This window comes from Leptolyngbya sp. PCC 6406 (assembly GCF_000332095.2).
Classification (GTDB): domain Bacteria; phylum Cyanobacteriota; class Cyanobacteriia; order Phormidesmidales; family Phormidesmidaceae; genus PCC-6406.
Window position 1 is genome coordinate 2,771,139 of record NZ_KI913949.1, and the last position, 24,277, is coordinate 2,795,415.

Here is a 24,277-nt window from a genome sequence, read left to right on the forward strand (position 1 = left end):
GTTATCTCCAGGAGTTGATTCACACTGATTTAGGAATCGATTGACATCCATGTTTTCCATTTACATCCTCACCTATAACGAAGAACTGGATATTGCCGCCTGCATCGAGTCAGCTTTACTCTCCGATGATGTGATTGTGGTGGATTCGTGCAGCCGCGATCGCACCCAAGCCATCGCTGCCCAGTATCCCGTCCGCGTTGTGGAACATGCCTTCGAGAGCCACGGCAAACAGCGCACCTGGATGCTGGAGAACATTCCCGCTAAGTACGACTGGGCCTACATCCTAGAGGCCGACGAGCGCATGACCCCCGAACTCTTTCAGGAATGCCTGGAGGCCATGCAGCACCCCCAACAGGTGGGCTATTACGTGGCGGAGCGGGTGATGTTTATGGATCACTGGATTCGCCACAGCACCCAATACCCCCGCTACCAACTGCGCCTACTGAAACGAGGCCAAGTCTGGTTTACCGACTATGGCCACACAGAACGAGAGGTGTGTGACGGCCCCACCGGGTTTCTCCGAGAAACCTACCCCCACTACACCTGCGGCAAAGGTCTGGCTCGCTGGATCGAGAAGCACAATCGCTACTCTACCGATGAGGCTCGGGAAACGCTGCGGCAATTGGATGCGGGGCGTGTGGACTGGAAGCAGTTATTTTGGGGCAAGTCGGAGGTGGCGCGGCGGCGGGCTTTGAAGGATCTCTCTCTGCGGCTACCCCTACGCCCCATTATTCGCTGGGTGTATATGTACCTGATATTGGGGGGCTGGCGGGATGGCCATGCCGGATTTGCCTGGTGTACCCTCCAGGCGTTCTATGAGTATTTGATTGTGCTGAAGGTGCGGGAACTGAAGCGGGAGCGGCAAACCGCGATGGCTAAAGGCCGGTCGGAGACCATGGCATCGCCCCCCTCTGGCGGGATGACGGTAGAAACCGCCGCCTATCCGACCACAATGCCTCCCCTCAGTGGAAAAGATCGGCCCTTGCAGGCCATCACCACCAAGCCGATTAACGGATAAGTGGCGCTTTGTCGCTTGGGGTAGACGCCACGGGTATGATTAGGTTCAATAAAGGCAAAGGCAATGGATGCCGCCATGGTGCAGTTTCCCCAGTCCAGTACTACTCCTGACCCAATCCAGGCCGCAGCAGTGGAGGTCACCACAGAAAAGCTCGAAGGGCGAAATCGCCGCATTCGAGCCCGGATTACGGTGCCCTGTTCTCTAGAGCAGGTGTGGCAGGTCTTGACGGACTACGATGGCCTAGCGGACTTTATTCCTAATCTTGCCCTCAGTCGCCGCATCGACCATCCCACCCAGGGTATTCGCCTAGAGCAGGTGGGGGCGCAATGCTTTTTGAATATCAAGTTCTGTGCCCGTGTGGTGCTGGACATGGTGGAGCAGTTTCCCCACCAACTCTCGTTTCAGATGGTGGAGGGAGACTTCAAGCGCTTTCAGGGCTGTTGGAGCCTGGAGGCGGTGGATTCTCCTGAAGGCATGATGACCCAATTGGCCTATGAGGTGACTCTGCTGCCCCCCCGAGCTATTCCAGGGACGTTGATTGAGCGCCACCTTTGCCAACATTTGACCCAAAATTTACAGGCTATTCGCCACCAAGCCATGGTGGTCTGTGGGGCCTGATCATCCTTTCTCTATGACCTCAACCTCCCCGCGCCCGACCCTGCCGCCCTGGCTCCGCCCCGGTTTGGGCAAGGCCAGTGATCTCTCGACTGTGCAGCGCATCATCAAGCAGCGGGGGATTCACACCATCTGCGAAGAGGGGCGTTGTCCCAATCGGGGGGAATGCTATGCCAACCACACCGCCACATTTCTGCTTATGGGGCCGACCTGTACCCGTGCCTGTGGCTTCTGTCAGGTGGATAAGGGCCATGCCCCCATGCCCCTTGATCCGGCGGAACCCCAGAAGGTGGCGGAGTCTGTGGCACTGTTGGGGCTGCGCTATGTGGTGCTGACTGCTGTAGCGCGAGATGATCTACCAGACAAGGGGGCGGGCTGGTTTGTGGCGACGATGACGGCGATCCGAGATCGCGTTCCCAACACCCAAATTGAGGTGTTGACCCCGGATTTTTGGGGCGGAGATCATGCTGCTGAGCAACAGCGCCAGCGGGTCACCACGGTTACCCAGGCCCGCCCCGCCTGCTATAACCACAATGTGGAAACGGTACCCCGGCTACAAGGCCCGGTGCGGCGAGGGGGGCGCTACGAGCGCTCCCTGGCGGTGTTGCAACAGGTGAAGGCGATAGACCCCAGCATTCCCACCAAATCGGGGTTGATGCTGGGCCACGGCGAGACGGAAGCGGAGGTGCTGGCAACCCTGGCGGATCTGCGATCGGTGAATTGCGATCGCGTCACCCTCGGACAATACATGCGCCCCTCTTTGGATCACCTGCCTGTGCAGCGGTACTGGACCCCTGAGGAATTTGAGTCTTTAGGGGAGCAGGCCCGCAATCTGGGGTTTTCCCATGTGCGATCTGGCCCCCTAGTCCGCAGCTCTTACCACGCGGGAGAGGCGTAGTGTGGAAAGGCAGAAGGATGAAGGATGAAGGGCTGTGCCCGTGCATAGTAGACAGATTGCTGGGGGCAATCGCTAACCATCTGGGGGAAATCAGGAAATGATCCCATAGGGATGGGGTGATCGCGCCTCGGGGCGTAGAATGGGGGTGCCCTGTTAGCGACAGGTGCAGCGTATATGGTGTCCCGTTCTCTGCGGGAAGTAAGGCAGATGGTCAGTCCCATGGTTTGGAAGCGCCCAATCTTGGTCGGGGGGCTTGGTCTGACGGCCAGCCTGTGGCTCCTCAACAGTCTCCAAGACAGTATTGACGGTTCGATGGTGACCAGTGCTGTGGTGCTGGGTGCTGGGGTTTGGTGGTGGCGGCATCGGCTTCCCGAGGTAAAGTCTACTGCCGCGATCGCAGTTTCTTCCGTCGATCGCAGAGCCGTTGTCACGGCTCTAGAAGAACTTTCCCCTCTGCTGGCCACACTGGCTACCGAGGGAGCCGCCGCCGCCGATGCCGCCCTTGGGCAAACCCAGGTAGATAGCTTTACTCGTCAACGGTCGGATCTACTCGCGGCGCTGGATCGCACCGACTTGCGCCTAGCCCTAGTGGGGGCACCGGGCACGGGCAAGACCACGGTGGCATCCTATCTAGCATCCCAGTCTCCCCAGACCCAACTGTCTGACATCCCTGCTTCTATCACCCTACCGGCGACGGTACCCCTGACGGTGACGGAACAATCGCGCTCTGCCCTTGCCGTCGAAACTGATACCCTGGATTGGACGGGTGCGATCGCAGATCAAGATGCCCTTTTTTACCTGGTCACAGAAGATCTCACCGCCTCAGCCCAGGCTGATCTGACGGCCCTCACCACCACGGGTCATGCTGTGGTGCTAGTGCTGAATAAACAGGACCATTACCTACCTGAAGACCGCGCTACCATTCTTGAACGCCTGCGCCAGCGGGCAGCGGTTCTACCCCATCCGGTGACGGTGGCGGCGATCGCGGCGGCTCCCAACCCCATCAAGGTCCGCACCCATCAAGCTGAGGGGACAATCGAAGAGCGCTGGGAAACCCCCGCCCCGGACCTAGCTGCTCTGGAACCCTTGCTGGCCCAGTGGGCTACAGAACAGGCCCATCTGGTGGTGCAAACCACCCATCGCCAAGCCCAGCAGTTGCGTCGCCAGATTCAAACTGCCCTGAATCAACTGCGTCGCGATCGCGCCCGTCCCCTAGTGGAGCAAATGCAGTGGACTGCTGCCGCTACCGCCGCCGCCAGTCCACTGCCCAGCCTGGATCTACTCGCCACCGTAGCCATCAATAGCCAACTGGTTCTGGATTTGGGTCGGGTCTATGGCCAACCCCTATCCCTCGCTCAAGCTCAGGCGGCAGCGAAGGAACTGGCGGGGTTAGTGGTGAAACTGGGGCTGGTGGAGGCATCTACCCAGCTTTTGACCACCGCCCTCAAAAGTCATGCCGCCACCTATCTGGTGGGGGGGGTGGTGCAGGGGCTCAGCGCCGCCTATCTCACCCACCTCGTGGGCGAAGGATTGATGGCCTATCTAGAATCGCGGGCTCTGGCAGGGGAAATGGAAACGCCCCTCTGTCCCAGTGCCATTGCCCAGACCCTCAAAGCTTTGATGCAGCGCACCCAGCAGGGGGATTTCCTCAAAGCCTTAGTCCAGCAGGGGGCACAACGCCTTCAGGGTACCCTGGCCCTGGCCCGAGGTCCAGCCTCGCCCTTAGCCCTAGGGGAAGGAACTGCCCTCACTGGACCGCAGGCGGAACCGATCTCTGCCCTGTCACCCCTTGAGTCGGCAACCTAATCCGGTGCCTGTTCCCGAGCCCGCCGCCTATTCTTCCGTCCCTACCCTTGCCTATATGCTCCAGCGGGTCCGGCAGAGCCTACGCCAAACTATTCAGCGCCAGAGTCGTCCCCTCCAAACCCCGGTGCCGGAGGGTGAGGCTCAACGGGCTGCTGCCAAAGCCAATGTCGATGCCCTGGCAGCCCTGGATGCCCGCTTGGCTAATCCGGTGCTGCGGGTGGCGGTATTTGGCTTGGTGAGCCGGGGCAAATCGGCGGTGATTAATGCTCTATTGGGGGAAGCGATATTGCCTACGGGGCCGCTCCATGGCGTTACTCGCTGGCCGCGATCGGTCTACTGGCGACCCCCTATCGATGCGGTGCGCGATCGCAATGATCTGCCCCAGATTGAACTCATCGACACCCCCGGCCTGGACGAAGTGGACGGCGAAGCCCGCAGCGCCATGGCTCAGGAGGTGGCCCATCAGGCAGATTTAATCCTGTTTGTAGTGGCGGGGGACATTACCCGCACAGAATACAGCGCCCTCGTGGAGCTGCAACTGGCCCGCAAGCCTCTAGTGCTGGTATTCAACAAAATCGATCTCTACCCCGAGACCGATCGCCAAGCCATCTACGATGCCCTGGGGGCGCTCTGGCGCGACAGCCCCCGACAGGCCAACGCCGCCCTGGCTGTGGACGACATTATCATGGTGGCTGCTGCCCCGGCTCCAGTGCAGGTGCGGGTGGAATGGCCCGATGGCCGCATTACCCACGAGTGGGAAACGCCGCCTCCCGACATCACGCCCCTAAAAAAGGCCCTGCTGACCCTGGCCCGTCAGGATGGCATGACCCTGATGGCCCTGAATACTCTGCGGGAGGCCGATGTGCTGGAAATGGATCTAGCCCAGCGGGCGATTGCCTTGCACCAATCTGATGCCGAAGCGCTGATCTGGCGATTTGCCAAGTACAAGGCGCTGGCGGTGGCCTTTAACCCGATTGCGGTGTTGGATCTCCTGGGGGGACTGGTGGCGGATTTGGCCATGATTCGTGCCCTGGCAAACCTCTATGGTCTGCCCATCACCCGCCACGAAGCTCGACAACTGTGGCGTGCGATCGCAACCAGCGCCGGCACGCTGCTCCTCAGCGAGTTGGGCACTGGGCTACTGCTGGGGACGGGCAAAACCGCCGCCGCTGCCTGGAGTTTCTTCGACGGGGTTGGGGGGCTGACGGCACTGACCGGGGCCATGGCCGCCCAAGCCGGAGCCGCCGGATATGGCACCTACGCCGTGGGCAAAGCGGCCCAGGTCTATCTGGAACGGGGTTGCACCTGGGGACCCCAGGGGGTGAAATCCGTCATGCAGGACATTTTGAGCCAGATCGATGCCAATTCGACGGTGGCTCGCCTACGGCGGGAAATTGAGGCGGAACTGGCAGCGGAGACTTCGGCTTCCGGATCCTGATAGGGGTAGGTCAGGTTATACAATGCCTTAGGACTGGAGGGTGGAGGGGTTTGGTGAACCCTGAGCGGAGTCGAAGGATGGAGGGTGAAGGGTGGTACCCGTCCATGACCAGGAAACTAGAGACGAGCGGAGAAAACATCACTATGGCCGAGATTAACTGTGCCGAAGCCTGCGTTAACGGTTGTGTTCTGGGGGAAGACTGTCCCCATTTGGACTACCAAAAAAAGGCAACCCAGTTTATTCAAGACACTCCCCTGGATCAAATCCTGACCATGGCTGATGAAGCAGTGCGGAAGAGAATGATCGAGCGGGCTTCCCAGCCCCCCAAGTGGGTGTTCCCCGAGGAATAGATTGCTCTCAGGCCGATTGTGATAGCGATCACAATCGGCCCTGCTCTCCATCACCTTTGGGAATAACCGCCATCACGCAGATCAGCGCCGTGGAGTCACGGAGGTGCGCTAATAACATCACGGAGACATCCCCGTATCATCACGGAGTTTTTGACCGAAATCCATCATAGTTAAACAACATACGGTTCTGTTGTGACTCCCGACTGCCATGACTTCCACGATGACTCCCACCGCCACCCCCATGATCCTGGCTCAGACTTCCCTGACCTCCAAGCGCACTAGCGTGAAGCGGATCGGTGTTGTCTACTGGCAGCTCTTGATGAAGGCCGGAATCCCCCAAGCCGATGCTCTCAAAATTGCCGCCGCGATCGCAAAATTTGACATCGTCAATCGCCGCCCCTCCTCAGCCCAAAAGCTCCTCATCTCCCGCTTCAGCCCCCTGATCTGCCGCGCTCAACTCTGGCGGAGTCAACTGCTGCTGTCCTAACCTTGAGGATTCTCAGAGATAAGCAGGTGGACATAATTAAATGCTGTCATTCCGACCAAAGGAGGAATCTCGGACTCCGACAACGACCGAGATGTCTCGACTGCGCTTCGCTCCGTTACTCCGTTGGAGTCCCTCCGCAGCATGACAGAACTACGTTTATTAATGTCCACCTACTTACTCCCCTGATTAACGCGGGCGGGCTTTGACCTGACCCGGTTTAGCCATCGATACTTTGGCCTTCGCCCTCGATTCAATGCGGAATTCAGGAATATCCCAGAGTTCTTTTTCCTCTAGACAATACTGCTCACAGACCAAACTAAGCCGGGTGCCGGGACTGGTGACAGCATTCACCCCATGGGTTAAATCGCCCTGGAAATGCAGTAAAAGGTTGAGTTTAGGCGTGATCCGTCCTACGGATTGAGAGCCCCGCCGCAGGACCAACTCACCGCCCACCAGTTCCCTAGGCACCTGGACATAGAGCACACTGACATGCAGCGGTGGGGCAATGGTTTTGCAATAGGCCCGCAGAGAGCGGTCGATATGGGGATCTACTCGCGATCCTTGCTGCAACATCAGGGGGTTGAGATAAAAGGCATTGCAGGTCGGCTGGAGCGCCCGATCTAGATAGGGCTTAAAAAATGGGAACCGCTGATCGAGGGCAGATCGTCCCGAGGGCTTAAAGACCACCGAAAAGCCCCGAGTTCCAACAAAGTCCCGATTCAGATTATTGGTATCGAAATACTGACACGCCTGGATTTCACCGCGCAGAGTATGGAGATACTCCAGGTCAAAGGCATTGGGTTGGCAATGGTAATAGGGCACGGAGCAAGGGATGCTGATGGGGTGAACTGGCTTTATGGACTGAGACTGAGTAGTTGCGTATCACGCAATCACTCAATACGCTCAAAGCCTTACCAAAAAAGGGACTTAAGACTGGTGCCAATAGCCATGGACTAGAATTGGACTAAATTCAGACGGCCTTTTGAGTGCGAAAATCTCTGACCGATCCTTGGTCCTTGCGCTGCCAAATTGTAGCAACCCCCGTCCATTTCTCGATCAGGCATTATTGACCAATCTTTTCGTAAGACCCACAAAGCACGAAGCAAGACCATAAACAAGGCTTGCGAGTCTCACAAAAAGACACCCCTTGTTGATTGCGTACTTGCATAATCTGAGTTCGGGCTAGGCTTCGCTGCCCATCCGCCAGGGAATCAATTCCCTGGCTCACAGCAAACGTCCGTTGAAACGGACTCAAGATCAGAGCGAGACACTGAATCGACAGTCCATTGAAAATGGACTTGACCCTGTTAGCCGGGAATTCAAATTCCGGGCGGGGATGTCAGCACTTATCCCGAACTGAGGTTGATCAGTCTTTTTGCAAGACCCACAAGGTACGAAGCAAGACCGTGAACAAGGCTTATGAGTCTCACAAAAAGACACCCCTTGTTGATTGCGTATTTGCATAACTGCGGCACCCAGTTTTTCTGTCCACAAAGACTTTCTTTCAATGAGATTCAACTGTATCGCAGCAAGACTCAATCCAGGCCGCACAAGTCTCGGTATAAGATGAATAGTCTACACAGATGGGCCTAGCCAATCTCGCAAGACCTGTGCTGAGTCAGCAGAAGCTGCCATCTAGCATTTACCCACAAGAGCATTTCTTGCCATGAGGCTTAAGTATCTTATTCAGAGATCCAAGTCAGTTCGACTAAGTCTCTAAATAAGACATGCGATTTGGAAGGTTATGTCTTGAAACGAGCTGAAAAGCCTGCTAAGTCGCTTGGCAGGTGACAACGTGCTTAGGAAGCTGCTAGGGCGTAGAAGCCGCGCCCTAGCTCCCGTATGGGTCGCAGACAACCTGAAGTCAGGCGATCGCGATTCCAGTGGTGGGGATGGTGATTACGCCGGCGCAGGGGGAGGTGTTTGGTTTGTTGTGGTGGGTGAATGAGGCAATCGCTGCTTGAAATAGCTACAATCGCTCCTTAGAGGCAGAAACATACAGCATTTCCCCCTCTAGTGAGGTGCGAATTCGGGGCTGAAACCCTTATTTTGCCAGGATTAGGTGTACCTCACTAGCCTTGGAAAGGCCGTAATATTGCCCAAATCTTCAAAGCGTTATTTGAGATATTTCTTTTGAATGAGTGGTAGTGGTGGCTCTGGCGGATACGAATATCAACACAATGCTATTGGATATGTAGCTGCTCACATTTTGGCAGATGAATCACTTGAGTGGCTTGAAATCGGAGCCCCAGATATTCCAGTAGCCGTAGCTGCTGAAACAGGTGGACCGGGCGATGATCTTTCCATTACGCTTCACAATAATGTCTTAGTTGAGCTACAAGCAAAACATGGCTTACAGAAGGGAAAACTATTTGAACCACTTTTGAAGTTAGCCAAGGGGTTATACGAAAATCCAAATTTATATGGGGTCTTACTGACAGATACAACGGCTAGTCAGCCAATTCGAGAACACTTGCGTAAAGACCTACTAAAGATGGGACAAGGTCGCTTTGACAGCTTGAAGCCTATTACAAAAGAATTTCAAGAGCAGCTTGCTAACGCAAACCTGCCAAAAGATAGCTCGGGCATCTTTTGTAGGCTTCGTATTATTGTTCTGGACTTGGATGATGACTTACAAGGGGCCAAAATTGCTCAGATGCTTTTATCGAAACTGATTTCGGATCAGGATCAAGCGAGTGTGGTCTGGAAAATACTTTGTGACGAAGGACAAAGGCTCACTAGTAATCGTGGAAGAAGAGATCAAGAGACTTGGTATTCTCTCCTTAACAGCCATTCCATCCCTATCAGTAACAGATCACAACCTAAAGGATCAGAGCAGGAGAACTGGCGAGTAACTTGCCCGGTTCTCTTGGAACAGGTCGCAGAGAAATCTGTTCGGCCAAAATTGTTCTTTGAGACTTCTAATGATGACTGTAATTATCCCGTCATTTCCGCCTTTTTTGGACGTGAGGAAATCATACAAGAAATCAGTTCTGCAATTCAAGATAATGGAATGGTTATTCTTGGAGGGATTTCGGGGATTGGTAAATCTACCTTGGCGGCAAAACTAGCCCAGCAGATGAATGAAGAACATCCGGTACTGTGGTTAAATTGTGAAATCTACGGCCAACTAGAAAAGATTATCGTTAAAATTTCGTCTTTTTTAGCTAATCGATTTGCAGATCAAAGTTTATCCCGAGCACTACAAATCTCAAAACTTGATGAAAACGATCGTTGCGAAATGGCTGTCAATGCTTTACGTAGATATAAATGTCTTATGGTTTGGGACCAGTTTGACCAGAAGTATAATAATTCATTAATACCTCTTCTTAAAATAATCAGCCAGTTAGGACACAACATTAAGCTTCTGATTACAACACAAGAATGGTATCCCATACACGAATTACTCAACCCTCCTCGTGTTTTCACTGTTGAAAGTTTAAGTTACCAAGCAAGTTACTCTCTTTTTAAGCACCATTCTCAAATTCTGGGGGTTCCTGCACCATCTATGTCAACCTTTAATCAGATATATTCAAGAGTTGCTGGACACCCCTATATTCTACTTCTACTCATAGGTTTAAGTGAGGTTTTTCCACTGACTAAATTACTGGAAGAGCTTCCTTGTTTTATAGATGAAGCTCATGCTTACATTCAAGATAAAGTATTTGAAAAATTGCCTGTAGAAGCTCAGGGGCTTTTACTTAAGTTGTCAATATTTCGGTTTGATTTTGAATTGGACGCCGTCAAATATCTTGAAGACTCATCAAAAAGACTTAAAATATTTGAGCTTTTGTCCAGAAGATTCTTGATAACTAGGATATCTCAGAAAGAAGCTCGATACGAACTACACAGTCTAGTGAAAAGTTATTCCTGCAAGCTACAAACTTCGGCTCTTCCGGTCTGGCTATGGACAAAGGGCTACTGAGCAGGGGAAATGGAGAGAGAAATAAACGCTAGAAAGGCGTTAAGTGTTTGATATACAAGGGATTGGCTAGAATTAAAGGGTGAGAGAAAGTCGCCATATATGGGTGAGCGCCATGATCACAGAATCTGACGCGAGGCAATTGACAGAGCTACTGGGTCTTCCTGAGACAAAAGTAGAGGATATGACAATGATAGATGGGGTGGGGCTATTTTTTGTAATTAGCCCCACCCGCCGAGATGCAGAGTGTCCCCGGTGTGGGAAGCGAAGTCGTCATTTGCATGAGAATCATCGGTATAACATTGAGGATTTGCCGTGGAATCAACAGCCCGTAGTGTTGCGAGTCAATCGCCGCCAGTTTTGGTGCCAGGAATGTGGACAAGTGTTTAGCGAAGAACTGGCCTTTGTTAAGAAAAGGCGGTTGTATACGCAGCGGCTAGCGAAGCAGATTGTCGGCCAAGTGTTAGGGAGTAGCATTCACAGTGTGGCGGCTCGGACAGGGCTGAGTGACGAGCAGATTGAGACGATGATAAAGGATGCCGGAAAGGCGTATTTACCCGAGAGCCCAGAACCGATTAGATATCTCGGGATAGACGAGATAGCGGTCGTCAAAGGTCAGGGTAACTATTATGGGGTGCTAGTGAACCTAGAGACGCACCAGCCGATCACCCTTCTACCCTCACGAACACAAGAGGGATTGCGCCAAGTCCTTAGCCAATGGGGACCAGAGGTGCTTGAGGGGATTGAAGGGGTGAGCATAGACCTGTGGAAGCCCTACCAAAGTTTGGTAAAAGAGATGATGCCGAATGCGACCATTGTCGCGGATAGATTCCATGTCACCAAACTCGTCAATGAGGAGTTAGATAACGAACGGAAAGCGGAGAAGAGAGCGGCCAAGAAGATCGCAAAAAAGGCTGAGAGGGAGCGCGTCATAGAGGGTCTTAATGGCAGTAAGTATGCGTTACTAAAGAACGAAGGGAATTTGAATGAGAAACAGAAGAAGAAGCTCATAGAAGTGAGCGAAGTATCCCCTAAATTAGCAACGATGCATCGATTGAAAGAAGAGTTCAGAGAAATCTTTGAATCCTTCGAGAATTGGGCAGAAGGGACGTTAAAGTTACTGGACTGGATGGCGGATTCATCGACATTTTTCAATCAGAGTTGTGGCACGATTAAACGATGGTTTGATGAGGTGACATCATACTTTGAACTGAGAATAACTAATGGGGTTGTGGAGGGAATAAATAACAAGCTTAAGTTGATCAAGAGATTAGGTTATGGCTTTGGCAATTTTGACAATTTCAAGTTAAGAGCTTTGTTGCCGTGGGTATTTCCTTTTGAAACACCATAGCCAGACCGGAAGAGCCCAAACTTCTCCTGAAGATTTGTTGGCATTGCATGAAAAAGCTGCGTTATATTATCAGTCATTACCAGAAAAGCGCTACTTGGATGCTTTAGAGTTAATTCATCATGCCCTAGAGGCTGAATTAGATGAAACTGCAATAAAAACAGCTGAGCAGGTATTAGCGAGTTCAATAAATAGTGGTAAATATGATTACGCCTTGGATATTTCCTTGGGCCTTCTTAAGAATCCGAAAGTACGCGATTGGGGTTTTGTCAATCATTTTCGAGGTCGTGCTTTTCGCTTCAAGGAGAAACTTGAAGAAGCAAGAAGAGAATATGAAATTTGCTTATCTAAAGCAGGCAACGAATTTTATAGAATTTCAGCAAAAAGTGAAATAGCTAGTGTTCTACTTAAAATGTCAGCAAGAGAAGGGCAAGACAAATCAAAATTGTATGAGCTTGCTACAGAATACTGTATTGATTTATTGAATTGTGATCAACCGAGAATAAGGCTTGGAGCTTTATCTATTTTAGGTAGTATAAAAGTTAATCTTGGCGAAAAAAATGAAGGCTTAGAAATACTTCTAGATGCTTTAGATATAGCTAAAAAAGAAGGCTTTCCTGAGCTGGTGTCTGGCATCAACTTTCACTTATCACAAATTTTTGAGAGTTTAAATGAGTTTGAAAAACAAATTAAATATTTGGAAGAAAGCCAATCTATCCAAAAATATATGAAAGAAAAACTCAATGTTTATGACGTTGAGGCTGAGTATTTTATATCCTCAGGACTTGGCAAAGCATACAGTAGGCTAAAAAGACATCAAGAGAGTGTCCCATATTGGGAGAAATGTGTTGAAATAGACCGCACCATAAATGTTGATCATCGTTTGGCCCACTCCTTAAATCATTTGGGAAAAAATCAATGTTTATTGAAAATTTTTGATCATGCTCATAACAATCTGCGTGAATCCTTAGGCATCATCCGCCAACATGAGATTAAAGATGATGGAGCAGAAAGGCATACCCTTGCATGGTTAACCGTAACTTCTTGGTACCTTGAATACTATGAACAGGCATTTGAATTTTATTTGGAACATAACTCTATGTCTAGATTAGAGAAAAAACACCCATACTTTTTCTCTTTTATGGATGAGTGCTCTCTTACAAAGGATGTTGATTTTTATGAGTTTCATGAAAATCAAGCTTTCATGTTACTGCTTCCTCAGAAGTATAAAATCCAAGAAGTTATGCAAGTAGCTGTAACAAGCATAATCAAGCGTAGACCCGATTTAGAGCAAGAGGCTTTATCTTTAGAGCTGCTTACCTTTGAAAGACCTGCTGCGCGAGGCTTTGGCCCTTCTAAGGCTTCTCCAAATCAGAAGTGCCCGTGTGGAAGTGGGAAAAAATATAAGTCTTGTTGTGGGAAGCGCCGAAAGTGAGCTTTGTTAAAGTCGTGAAAATATTTTCCTTACTGAAATTCAGTTTGGTTCTATAAAAGCCTTAGGGACTCGCAGAAAAATAATGCCAAATCCGAGTCACATAACCCCGATTCACAAACGGTCAAACTGTAGAGGCGAATGCCATTCGCCCTTTTGAATCGGGGGTAACTAAGCAGGATTTAGTATAAGTCGTGTAAGACTAGCAGTCCAAATAGATGGGACTAGCAAGTCTCGCAGAAAGACTCGCATTGAGTTGACCGAGTCTTTGTATGAGAATCCCCTGCTGCGCTGCTGCCCTAGGGCAGCAGGCTTAACCGATCCAAGGCACGATTTTTTAGATGGAATACTCTAGGGGCTTCAGACTCATGAAATTTCGTTCATCCCCCTACAGCGATTTCCCCATCTCAATCAAACTGGGGTGGAGTTTCCGAAGGAGAGAGGCGACCGGGATCACTGGGGGCAGGACGATCGAGAGCGGGGGGAGCACTGTCGCCGCTAGCCCCAGCCCCATTGCCTGCCCCTGCGCCCGCCTGAACCGCTGCTGCTGCCGCTGCCGCCGCCGCCGCTGCCGGATCGGTAGGATTGGGATCAAAGGTTTCCACCGTCACCGATCGCAGAATCGGCTCCCCGATGCCATTACTGACTTTTAGCGTCAGCGTAATGCTGCCCGGATCCTGACTGAGGGGAAAGGGGGCACTGCCCCGGAGTCCCACTGTGCCCGGAGAAGGTGACAGTTCAGCCACCGCCGTCGATCCCCCTTCAATCTCCCAGGAAATCACCAACACTGGCGGATCCTGCCCCTGAACCACAGGAACCAAATATTTGGGCTGGGCCTCCTGGCCGTTAATCTGGAACGACAGCAAGCGAATAGGGCGGGGAATTACCTTGACCAAATCCGTGACGATGGGTTCTGCCGAACTATCCGGCTCACTAAAGGCTACCGGACTCAGCTCAAAGGTGTACTCCCCCACTTCCCCAATCCCCGTCGCCACATTCTGACAAATCAGCCGTACTTGAACCGTGCAAAAGGGTTCTAACTCACTAGGGATGACAAATTCTCCAGTTTCCGGATCGCGGAAACGATAGCGCCGTCCCCCCAGAACCGAGCCATCCTGAGGGCGTACCACTAGCAGGAGATCTTGCAGATTTTCTGGCGCTGCCAGCACCCAATTTAGGAGAATGCCGTCGGCAGTGACGGGGGGCAACCCTTGAGGATTTTCCGCATCAAAGGGGGTGCCCTGCTCTGCATATTGGGCCTGCCCCGGCACCAATTCCAGCACGGTGGGTAGGGGAACGGGATCGATGACAATCGCCGAGGTGCGGATGGGGGCAATATCCCGCTGACCATCCTTGGGAATCAGGGTCAGTTCAAAGATGTATTCCCCCGGCTGACGGGCGTCGGTGTAGACATTGCGGCAACTGAGGAGACGAGCTTGTAAGGTGCAAAAGGGGGCCAGGGCACGGGGCAGTTCGTCGCCGGAGAGGTCGTATTCCAACGGTCCACTAAGGACGGCTCCATCGGGGGTGAGCCCGGTGAGACGCAGGGTTTGGAGGCGGTGGGAATGCTGAATTTGCCAACCCACCCGCGCCCGATCCCCCTTGGCGGCGGAATAGCGTTCATCTTCCACAAAGAAGCTCAGGGCCGTAGGCACAGCGGGGGGGCGAAAAAATAGCCACCACACCAGCCATATCAGCAGCGCTAAGACCCCCAGCCCCGCCAAAATCACGAGCAGCAGATGCCACCAGGGGCGCGGCATCCAGGTGAAGTAGCCCTGGAACCCCTTGGTGGGCAAGGGTAGGGCGTCGGCATCGGCGATATCGACCTGAAAGTTAAACAACTGCCCATTGCCGATAAAGGGACGCTGGCGAGAGCGGCTGGGCAGGACCGTCACCCCCACTTGGCGAGTTTGGCGGGGAGCCAGGGTCACGGTCTCCGCCTCTAGGGTGCAGGTGCAGAGTTCGGGATTGCCCAGCCCCCGGACTCCCAGGTTCAGGGTGCGGGGGCTATTGCCCTGGTTGGCCAGAAAAAGCTGAAAGAGGGCGGGTTGGGTGCGAACCTGATTGGCCAGCGTAATCAGCTCAGGCTGGAGCTGATAGATCGGCTTCACTTGCAGGTAGATCAGATCCAGCAGGGCTAGGTCAGGGTTATTTTCCGAAAGCAGTTGCAGCGTGGGGGTATAGATACTCGCTAGAGCTGCCTCTGGTGGCGAAAGGGTGAGCATGACCACACCCCGATCGCCGGGGTTGAGCCCTAGGCTGTCAGCAATCATCAACAGTCCCAACCCTTCGGGATCCTGAGGGTAGTCAAATTTCACCCAGTCAGGGGCTAGATCTAGACAGATCAGGCGAAAGCGGTCTACCTGCTCAGATCGGTTAAAGATCTGGATTTGGAATTGCAGGTGGTTTCCCGGTAGCACCGGCAGGGGTGACTGGGCACTGCTGACGGGGGTGATGGCGAAGGTGGGGTCAGCGGTCTGGGTCCGGTCCTGGACGGTGGGTAGGATCTGGATCTGTTGGGAATATCGAGCGGGGGGAAACTCGGGGTAATGCTCTGGGGCATCTACCACCACCAGGTAGTTCAAGAGTCCCGGCATCACATCCACCGGAATCTTGAAGCGAAAGACCACTTCTCCTGACTGATCGGGGGCGAGGGCTAAGGCTCCCTGGCTGTCTTGGCACCACTGTCTCAGCGCTGGGGACATGTCGTCGATGAAGACATGGATAATGGCGCTCCGGGGGCCGCGATTGCTAACGGTAATGCCTAGTTCAAAAGGTTTACCAGGGGTGACTAGATCCCGTCCGGGGGAACTCAGAATCACCGCTAGGGGTTTGGTGGGGCTGAGGGTTTGCAACAGACTATCGGCCACCTCCTGCTGGCGACGCTGGGGAGAATAGGCCCGGTAGCGGTCTTCCCCTAAAACAATAACCAAGCCCTGCTGGATCAAGGTTGCTATCTGAGATCGCACCTCTAGCTCTGGTAGCTCCATTTGGACTGCGATCGCATCAAAGTCCACAATGCCTTGGCGCAGCATCCACAGCATTAGCCGCCGCTGCCCTTCTGGTAAATCCAGGAGTTCTGCCAAGCTCTCAGGAGCGGCAGGCGCGAAGCCAGAGCTGCCAGAATCAGTCGAAGAATAGGTCATTAACAGAGAGAGAGAGGGCTAGTACCGAAAGGCAGAAGCCTGCCCTGTTCGCGTAGCGGCTCCGAAGGAGCAACGTTGTGGAATAGAATAGCAAACTGCGAAAGCGCGACTCTCCAGTTTTTGATCAGCCAATCCCCTCTACCGCCGCCCCGGCAGCAGCCCCGTAGACAGCCGCTTAATGACCCGGTTAGCGATATCGCCGTAGCGAATATCCCCGGTCAGCAACTGGCCTAGGCGCTCTGTAGCTGTAGGGCGTTTAACCCCGACGCGGTAGGCAATTCCCGGTACCCGGTAGAAAACGCTAGCAATACGCTGCGCCCACTGCATGTCATTCCCCCATTCCTGTTGAATGATCTCGGTGTACTGGGCTAAGGCATTGGCCTCTCCCCCTAGGGCTTGGTGAATCGCCGCTGCGGCCTTGACGCCGCTAAAGACACCGGGACGAATCCCCTCGGCGGTGAGGGGATCGACAATGGCCCCCGCTTCTCCCACTAAAAGGGCGCGATCGCAATGGAGGGGTTGATGACCATCCCAGAGCTTGACCAGATGGGTATACTCCTGCCCTTGAGCCGGGTCAATCCCCAAGCCCTGGGCATAGTCCCGCAGGGGAGCATGGAGATCTTTGATCTTGCCCCCCAGAAAATTGACAATACCAAACGTATAGCCCTGCTGCCGGGGAAACCCCCAAATACAAGCATTTTTCGCCAGCCCAAATTCAAAGTTCAGGGCAAAGGAATCCACCACCGGACCATCGGCATCCACCTCTAAAATTGCCGCCGTCCGCAACTTTTGCTCCGGGAAGCCCAGCCACTTTGCCATGGGTCCGGTGGCCCCATCGGCCCCGACCAAATATTGGCACTCCAGGGTTTCCCCAGGGACATGGACTTGCCAATGGTCACCCTGCAACGCAATCCCCGTCACAGGAGTCTGGTCCCGCACCTCAGCGCCTGCTCCCTGGGCCTGGGTAACGAGAAATTGATCAAACACATCCCGCCGCACCAACCAGATCGGCTCCTGGGTCTTGAGTTCCGCGCAGACCTCATCCTCTAGCTTCCAGGTGTAGCGCAGCTTGCGCGTCGTCAGCTCTAGGCCAGGAGCCAGATCGAAATCAAACCACTGGGCCACACTGGGGGACAAGGCTCCGCTACAGGGCTTGTATCGAGGCAGAACTGCCTGTTCCAACAACAGAACAGTATGACCCTGCTTGGCCAAGTGATAGGCCACAGTGCTGCCAGCGGGGCCAGCACCAACAATAATGCAGTCGTACATCCCAGATTACTCCTGTAGTCGCATGGGGCAAGGCGAGGGGCGAGCTACCCCCGATGATCCCCTTTAAGTTGCCCAATTCGGCAGCACTTGCACGGTACCCCATTGCACGGGTAAAGAAATTTTTGCGCCCAGGATATAGCGCGTGGCGGTCAACCATGAAGTTTTGCAACACAATGAAGGTAGGCTGCACGCCATTGTGTGTACAGCGTTTCCAGCGTTGCCCGTGATGCCAGTGTTGCCACCCTTGTATTGAACTATTGAAATCATGACCGCCACCCAAGACGCCCCCAGAGTCCAAACCCTGGCCCCATCAAAAATTTCCACTGATCCCAGCCCCCAGGCTCTCGCCCCTGGTGGCCCAGATCCAGACAAGTTTGACTGGGCCGAGGCTTGGTATCCAGTCCACTATGTCGAAGATTTAGATCCCCAGCGACCGACCCGTTTCACCCTGCTGGGTCAGGATTTGGTGATCTGGTGGGAGCCCCAGGCAAAAGCATGGCGGGTCTTTGCGAACCAATGCCCCCACCGTCTCGCTCCCCTTTCCGAAGGGCGCATCAATGAAGCGGGTCAGTTGGAATGCCCCTACCACGGTTGGACCTTCTCCGGCAGTGGAGCCTGTGAACAGATTCCCCAGCAGTCTCCGGAGACAGCGGCCCATCGCTCTCCCCGAGCCTGTGCCCATTCCTTGCCCACAGCGGTACGCCAGGGGCTGCTGTTCGTCTATCCCGGTCGGGTAGAAAACGCGCCCCAGGTGCCCGTCCCCATCATTGAGGCGGTGGAGGCGGAGCCCGAGGGCTGGGTGATGCTCAACACCTTTCGGGATCTACCCTACGATGCCCTGACCCTGTTGGAAAACGTCCTAGACGCCAGCCACATTCCCTACACCCACCACAAAACTGTGGGCAAGCGGGAGAATGCTGCCCCCATGGAGATGACGGTGATTGATCCCGGCAAACAGGGGTTCCAGGGGCTGTGGCCGGAGGGGCCGCGCAAGGGAAAACTGGGCACCCAATCCACCCGCTTTGTCGCACCGGGACTGATGTACCACGACCTCACTTCAAAGCAGTTTGGCCGCACCTTGACGGTGGTTTACGCTACGCCCATCCGCAAGGGGGAATGTCGCCTATTTGCTCGTTTTCCCTTCAAGTTTTCGTCACCACTACCCCGGTTTTTCATCGGAGTCATCCCCCGTTGGCTCAGCCACATCGGTAACAATGGCGTGCTGGAGGATGATCAGATTTTCCTTCACCTCCAGGAGCGATTCCTGGCCCAGGCGGGGGACCAGCCCTATGCCCAAACCTGTTATCTGCCTACCCAGGCGGATCGCTATGTAACTGCCTTTCGCCAGTGGGTGCAGCAGTTCCAGGCTGATCCCTTTGCGGGGGAATCTCTACCGCCAGAGTGGTCCCAGGCTGCCCTGTTGGATCGCTACCAGTCCCACACCCAACACTGTGGAAGCTGCCGCACGGCCCTGAGGCGGATTCAGCAAATCCGTCAGGTCGCTCTGGGGATCAGTGCGATCGCATGGTCCCTGATTCCCCTCACCATCGCCCTTGCGGGTAGCCTATCCCTGGGGACGAGCCTTTTGCTCGCGGGAATTCCCCTGGCCACCACCGCCCTGTGGTTTTGGCTGGGCACCCTAGAGCCCCAATTCTCCGAGGGTCGCCGAATTCCCCCGCGTAATCTGTAGGGAGGTCCGGTAGCGCAATACGCTAGGAAGGCCCGGAATGATCCCCACGCCCTAGCCTCAACACCCTGCTCCACTACCCTGCTCCGCTGCCAACAACTGCCCCGCCGTCTCGGCATTGAGGGGGGGATAAAACCAGTAGCCTTGGCCATAGAGACAACCATGGTTGAGGAGAAATTCAGCCTGCTCAGCGGTTTCAATGCCCTCGGCCACCACCGCCAGCCCTAGGTTGCTGCCTAGGGTGAGGATGGTTTTGATAATTTCCTGATGCTCTAGGTTTTCCTCCAGTTGAGAGACAAAGGACTTGTCAATTTTGAGCACATCTTTGGGGAAGCGCAGCAGGTAGCTGAGGGAAGAGTAGCCGGTGCCAAAGTCATCCATGGCCACCTGGATCTGGCGCTGACGAATTTCTTGGAGGGTGTGGAGGGCGGTTTCCTCGTTGTCGAGCAGGGCACTTTCAGTCACCTCCAGATGCAGATGACGACCCGAGAGGTTAGCCGCCGCTAGGGCCTGATCCACCAGCTCAATGAGGTTGGGCTGGGCAAACTGCTTGGCGGAAAGGTTGACCGCAATGTGTAACCCATCGGTGGCGGGCCATTGGTGAATCCACTGTTGCAATTGGCGACAGGCTTCCTCCAAAACCCACTGCCCAATAGGCAGGATTAGTCCGGTCTGTTCCGCAATAGGAATGAAGTGGTCTGGCTGACGCAGACCATATTGGGGATCTTGCCAGCGCACGAGAGCCTCAAACCCGCAGAGACGCTGGCTGGGCAGGTGCAGAATGGGCTGGTAGTTGACGGTTAGTTCACTGCGAGAGATGGCCCGCCGTAGGCTGTTTTCTAGCCGCAGGTGTTCTTTGACCTGGGTGTGCATGGACTCGTTAAACACTTGGTATTGGCCGCGTCCCTGCCCCTTGGCTTGGTACATGGCGGTGTCGGCATCCCGCAGAAATTGGGCGGCATCGCTGTAGTCGTCGCCGTTGAACACAACCCCGATACAGGCGCTGACGAAGACCTCTTGGGTGTCTAGCTGGATGGACGTTTTGAGGGCGGTGTGGATGGTCTCGACGATGTGGGTGATATCGTCGATGCCGCTGATGCCCTCCAGCAGGATGGCAAATTCGTCGCCGCTGGTATGGGCTAGGGTATCCCCAGCGCGCATACATCGGTTCAGCCGTTTGGCTACGACCTTGAGCAGGGTGTCTCCAGCATCATGGCCGAGGCTGTCGTTGACCATGCGAAAGTTGTCAAGATCGAGGAAGAGGACGGCAAAGCTGCGGATACTACTATCGGTCGTGTTGCGGTGGCGCTGGGCAATTTGCAGGGCGTGGGTGAGGCGATCTAGAAATAAGGCTCGGTTAGGCAGGCCCGTAAGGGCATCGTGGAAGGCGTCGTGACGGAGTTGATCCTCCATGCGGCGGCGCTGGGCAAGTTCTTTTTGGGCGCGTTGGTAGAGTGCGACTTGATAAATCGCGATCGCACATTGCTCGGCAACAGCCCGCACCAAAGACAACTCCGAGGTGGTCCAGCGGCGACTGTATTGGATTTGGTGAAGGGAGAGGATGCCGTAGGGGGTGTGGTTATAGGTCAGAGCGGTGGCTAATAGCGACTGGGTGCCACTCGTGGCAAAAAACTTGGCCGCCTCTGACGCGAGTTGCGGATCGTCAGCATTCAGAATGATCTGCCCATGGGTTTTGAGAATGGAAGCATATTGGGCATAGACATCGCAGGGCTGTCCCAGAAGTTGATCGCGATAGCCCCTTTGGGCTGGTCCCTGACCATCGCCACTTTGGGCACTCAGGAACCGGATCACCATGCGTTGATCGGGGGTGGGCTTAACCACCGCACAGTAGTCCACCCCCAGGGCTAGATGGAGCTGATCCACCATATTTTGCAGCACCTCCTCCAGCACCAGGGTTTCCCGCATAGCCTGGACGATCTGGTTGAGGATAGATTCCCGCCAAGCCTGCTCCTCCACTTGGGTGATGGCCGCCTGCTTTTGGCGACGCAGTGTCGCCTCATCTAGAGCCCGCTGAAGTACCGTCACCAGCCGATAGAGGCGATCCTTGAGGACATAGTCCGTCATGCCCGCCTTGATGCATTCCACCGCCGCCTCTTCCCCCAGACTACCAGTGATCAAAATAAAGGGCGTCAGAGGTTGGGTTTGCTGTACCACCTCCAGCACCTGGGGCGCATGGAGACCCGGTAGGCGATAGTCCGACAACACCGCATCATAATGGTGCTCCGTCAAGTAGTTTTGGCACTGGGCCAAGGTACTGGCCACATCGTATTGGAACAGAATGTCAGTGGTATCCAGAGCCAAAACCATCAGCTCCACATCTTCTGGAACATCCTCTACGATCAAAAGCCGCAGCCCGGAAGAGACGGCGTGAAGATTCTGGGCTTCAGATTGAATTGAATCGGGCATGAGTATAGACGCAGGAACTAGAGAGGCCGATCAGACAGTAGCCAGAACGGGTCCACATCATCCAGGGTTAGGACGGTGGAACAACGGCTTTATCTCTTTCCCATCATCTCCAGGGACCGGGGCTAAACTCTGAAATGCTGAAATAACGTAGGGATTGGCACCGCCGCCACTCACTTCACACTCCAGAATTGTAGCAAGGGACTCAGTCTGGTTTTGTCCATCATTACTCGCAAAGCCAGAAACGAATCCATCTTGGACTGACAGCTTCTATATTTACGAACTGCTAGAGACTAATCGATACCAGAACAGTAGGGATTGGAACCCCCCAATTAGAAAGCCCAAAGCTCCCCCCAAATTCACAATAGCCTGAAGTTCACTGCGGACAATGCCCTGGATCGCCATTTCCAAGTTCTTAGGGGTGGTGGCATTAACCCGATCGATAATCACCTGATCAATATCCAGAATCGGAATCACCTGCGCCACCAGGGATTCCAAATCTCGCTCCAGGTAGCGTTCGAGCACTAAGGCCAACTCTTCACTGACGGGCTGGAGAGATTGGGTCACTACCGGAGATCCCTGGAGCCGATTCAGCAGTTGAGTAGCTAGGGTTTGCCAATTAATCGTACCGCTGAGCCCCTTGAGGAGGTCTGGACCCAGGGTTTGCAAGTAGCCCTGCACTGCTTCGCGGACGGTGTTACGAAGGGCACGCACAGTGGAAACGGGTAGATTTTGCAGCGTCAGCCCCAGCAACCATTCCTGGAGGCGATCGCGGATATTCAACGCCTTCAGTAACTCAGAAATACGGGCATTACTGAGTTCCCGCTCGTCTAGGCAAAAGGAGCGTAGGCGGGTGAGGGCATTGCGGACCCCAAAAAGATTGGCCACGACCCAGTAGGTGCCACTGGTTTGGGAGCGGAAAATTTCATCAATGACTTGGATATTGCGATCGGTCAGAAAGTCGATCACGATCCGCCGTAGGGCATCCGGGGGCAGCACAGAAGTCAATAGCCACGTAGCCACCTGCCCTGCCTGCTCCTCCGAGAGTTGAAACTCTAACAATACCTGGTCAAAGATCTGCTCAATCTGGGCCTTGAGGAAGGTTTCTCGCCGTGCCCATACCCGCAGTAACCGGGGTAGAGAATCCCCCACCAAATCCTGAAGCACATTCCCCACCACCTCAGCCGTTCGGGCCTGGTTGCGGGCCTGAATTTGAGCCAGGGCTAGGGCCAATAGCCATTGAATCGCCTGCTGAATACGGTCGGTACGCAGCAGGCGACGGGCTAAGTTTTGCAACTCCTCTGGAGTCAACAGGGAGCCCATGATGCTGTCGGCAATACGCTGGGCTAGCCGCCCTTGATTGCTGGGAATCAGCCCCGGTGTCAAGGGCAAGCGGCGCTTAAAAATATAGATGGGCCGATAGGGCCGGAACAGCATTTTGATCGCCAGGTCATTGGTGAAGTAGCCAATGGCACCCCCCACTACCGGCGGAGCCAACAAAAGCCAAATATCAGACCAAGACATGCCAGTGCAGGGGCGATCGCGCTCTAAATGGACGGAATCAAGCTAGGGGCTGTAATCGCTCCATAACCAGGAGAATCTGGCTTTGATTGTCCACAGCCCCCAGAACTTGTCAGAAGCAACTTGTCAGAAGCAGAGGTGGGGTGATCATAACAAACCCCAGGGTTAAGGGGCGGGCGTCGTCGCCACCAGCACCCCCATCAAGCCCCCCGCCAAGGGGTAATGCACCACCTTAGCAAATCCTGCCTCGTAGGCAAGGGCCACCTGCCGATCCCCCAGGGGAAACCGATCCAGACTGGGGGCAATGTAGGCATATTCCGCCGTCAGTCCACAGCGATCGGCGGTGGGCACCACCACTGACGCTAAATACCATTGCTGAAACTGGCGCATTCCAGTCCCCTGGGGCTGGTGAAAATCCAGCACCGCCACCGTCGCCCCCGGCTTTAGCACCCGACGCAACTCCCGTAGCCCCTGGGGAATATCCGTCAGGTTCCGCAGCCCGTATCCCATAGTGGCGGCGTCAAAGGTGTTGTTCTCAAAGGGCAGGGCTAGGGCATTTCCTTCCTGCCAAGTGATGGGGGGGACAGGCCATTGGCGGGCAGCCCGCTGACGCGCGATCGCGAGTTGCTCCGTCGAAAAATCCACCCCAAAGACCTGCCCCGTCGGCCCCACCTGTCGCCCCAACAACAGGGCCAAATCGCCACTACCACAGCACACATCCAAGCAGGTCTGCCCCGCCGCCGCCCCACTCCAGGCCACCGCAATCCGTTTCCAGACCCAGTGGAGGCCCAGACTGAGCTGCTGGTTAAAGTCGTCGTACACCGGGGCGATGCGATCAAAAATGGCGCGAACGGTTTCGGGAGTGGGGGACATGGGGGAGTGGGGGAGTGGGGGAGTGGGGGAGTGGGGGAGTGGG

The 24,277-nt window shown here is 54.4% G+C and carries 17 protein-coding genes; 11 read left to right on the forward strand and 6 right to left on the reverse strand.

What is annotated here, in order from left to right; all coding sequences use genetic code 11:
* The first annotated feature begins 49 nt into the window (after window positions 1-49).
* The 7 genes from LEP6406_RS0212345 to LEP6406_RS0212375 all read left to right on the forward strand — a co-directional run bounded on the left by LEP6406_RS0212345 (window position 50) and on the right by LEP6406_RS0212375 (window position 6,612).
* The gene (locus LEP6406_RS0212345; protein WP_008309288.1) at window positions 50-1,018 is read left to right on the forward strand and encodes a glycosyltransferase family 2 protein; all 969 of its coding nucleotides are present in this window, start codon (window positions 50-52) and stop codon (window positions 1,016-1,018) included.
* A gap of 63 nt (window positions 1,019-1,081) precedes the next feature.
* Entirely contained in the window at window positions 1,082-1,636 is a 555-nt protein-coding gene (locus LEP6406_RS0212350; RefSeq protein ID WP_008309289.1) for an SRPBCC family protein, read from the forward strand.
* 13 nt (window positions 1,637-1,649) lie between these two features.
* Entirely contained in the window at window positions 1,650-2,531 is an 882-nt protein-coding gene (gene lipA / locus LEP6406_RS0212355; RefSeq protein ID WP_008309290.1) for a lipoyl synthase, read from the forward strand.
* A 174-nt stretch (window positions 2,532-2,705) separates the two neighbouring features.
* Window positions 2,706-4,337, forward strand: a complete 1,632-nt coding sequence (locus LEP6406_RS27830) for a DUF697 domain-containing protein (RefSeq protein ID WP_008309293.1) — start codon at window positions 2,706-2,708, stop codon at window positions 4,335-4,337.
* Window positions 4,321-5,775, forward strand: coding sequence for a GTP-binding protein (locus LEP6406_RS0212365; protein WP_225886516.1), 1,455 nt, complete (start codon window positions 4,321-4,323; stop codon window positions 5,773-5,775). The genes LEP6406_RS27830 and LEP6406_RS0212365 overlap by 17 nt, the downstream gene beginning before the upstream one ends.
* 143 nt (window positions 5,776-5,918) lie before the next feature.
* Window positions 5,919-6,125 (forward strand): hypothetical protein, encoded by a 207-nt coding sequence (locus LEP6406_RS0212370; RefSeq protein ID WP_036028377.1) that lies wholly within the window; start codon window positions 5,919-5,921, stop codon window positions 6,123-6,125.
* 208 nt (window positions 6,126-6,333) lie between these two features.
* Entirely contained in the window at window positions 6,334-6,612 is a 279-nt protein-coding gene (locus tag LEP6406_RS0212375) for a hypothetical protein (RefSeq protein ID WP_008309299.1), read from the forward strand.
* 186 nt (window positions 6,613-6,798) lie between these two features.
* On the opposite strand, the gene LEP6406_RS0212380 is transcribed toward LEP6406_RS0212375, so the two are convergent.
* Window positions 6,799-7,434, reverse strand: coding sequence for a 2OG-Fe(II) oxygenase (locus LEP6406_RS0212380; protein ID WP_008309301.1), 636 nt, complete (start codon window positions 7,432-7,434; stop codon window positions 6,799-6,801).
* 1,315 nt (window positions 7,435-8,749) lie between these two features.
* On the opposite strand from LEP6406_RS0212380, the gene LEP6406_RS0212385 reads away from it, so the two are divergent.
* From LEP6406_RS0212385 to LEP6406_RS0212395, 3 genes are all read left to right on the forward strand, one after another.
* Complete coding sequence (locus tag LEP6406_RS0212385) at window positions 8,750-10,537, forward strand: NB-ARC domain-containing protein (protein ID WP_008309303.1); 1,788 nt, start codon at window positions 8,750-8,752, stop codon at window positions 10,535-10,537.
* Window positions 10,538-10,649: 112 nt separating this feature from the next.
* A complete protein-coding gene (locus tag LEP6406_RS0212390) occupies window positions 10,650-11,885 on the forward strand; it encodes an ISL3 family transposase (RefSeq protein WP_027268755.1) in 1,236 nt (411 codons plus the stop codon).
* Complete coding sequence (locus tag LEP6406_RS0212395) at window positions 11,872-13,317, forward strand: SEC-C metal-binding domain-containing protein (protein ID WP_008309028.1); 1,446 nt, start codon at window positions 11,872-11,874, stop codon at window positions 13,315-13,317. Before LEP6406_RS0212390 ends, LEP6406_RS0212395 begins: the two co-directional genes overlap by 14 nt.
* A gap of 404 nt (window positions 13,318-13,721) precedes the next feature.
* On the opposite strand, the gene LEP6406_RS0212400 is transcribed toward LEP6406_RS0212395, so the two are convergent.
* Both LEP6406_RS0212400 and LEP6406_RS0212405 read right to left on the reverse strand, forming a co-directional pair.
* Entirely contained in the window at window positions 13,722-16,460 is a 2,739-nt protein-coding gene (locus tag LEP6406_RS0212400) for a COG1470 family protein (RefSeq protein ID WP_008309029.1), read from the reverse strand.
* A gap of 138 nt (window positions 16,461-16,598) precedes the next feature.
* On the reverse strand, window positions 16,599-17,729 hold the full coding sequence (locus tag LEP6406_RS0212405) for a geranylgeranyl reductase family protein (RefSeq protein WP_008309030.1): 1,131 nt from the start codon (window positions 17,727-17,729) through the stop codon (window positions 16,599-16,601).
* Between the two features lie 265 nt (window positions 17,730-17,994).
* Here LEP6406_RS0212405 and LEP6406_RS0212410 point away from each other — a divergent pair, with 265 nt between their 5' ends.
* Window positions 17,995-19,419 (forward strand): aromatic ring-hydroxylating dioxygenase subunit alpha, encoded by a 1,425-nt coding sequence (locus LEP6406_RS0212410; RefSeq protein ID WP_008309031.1) that lies wholly within the window; start codon window positions 17,995-17,997, stop codon window positions 19,417-19,419.
* Window positions 19,420-19,476: 57 nt separating this feature from the next.
* On the opposite strand, the gene LEP6406_RS0212415 is transcribed toward LEP6406_RS0212410, so the two are convergent.
* The 3 genes from LEP6406_RS0212415 to ubiE form a co-directional block, all read right to left on the reverse strand.
* Window positions 19,477-21,843, reverse strand: a complete 2,367-nt coding sequence (locus LEP6406_RS0212415; protein WP_008309034.1) for an EAL domain-containing protein — start codon at window positions 21,841-21,843, stop codon at window positions 19,477-19,479.
* A gap of 273 nt (window positions 21,844-22,116) precedes the next feature.
* Window positions 22,117-23,364 carry a DUF445 domain-containing protein gene (locus tag LEP6406_RS0212420; protein WP_008309035.1) on the reverse strand — a complete coding sequence of 416 codons (1,248 nt, stop codon included), beginning with the start codon at window positions 23,362-23,364 and terminating at the stop codon, window positions 22,117-22,119.
* Window positions 23,365-23,526: 162 nt separating this feature from the next.
* Window positions 23,527-24,277, reverse strand: a 751-nt coding sequence (gene ubiE / locus LEP6406_RS0212425; protein ID WP_317133833.1) for a bifunctional demethylmenaquinone methyltransferase/2-methoxy-6-polyprenyl-1,4-benzoquinol methylase UbiE, incomplete at its 5' end; no start/stop codon positions are given.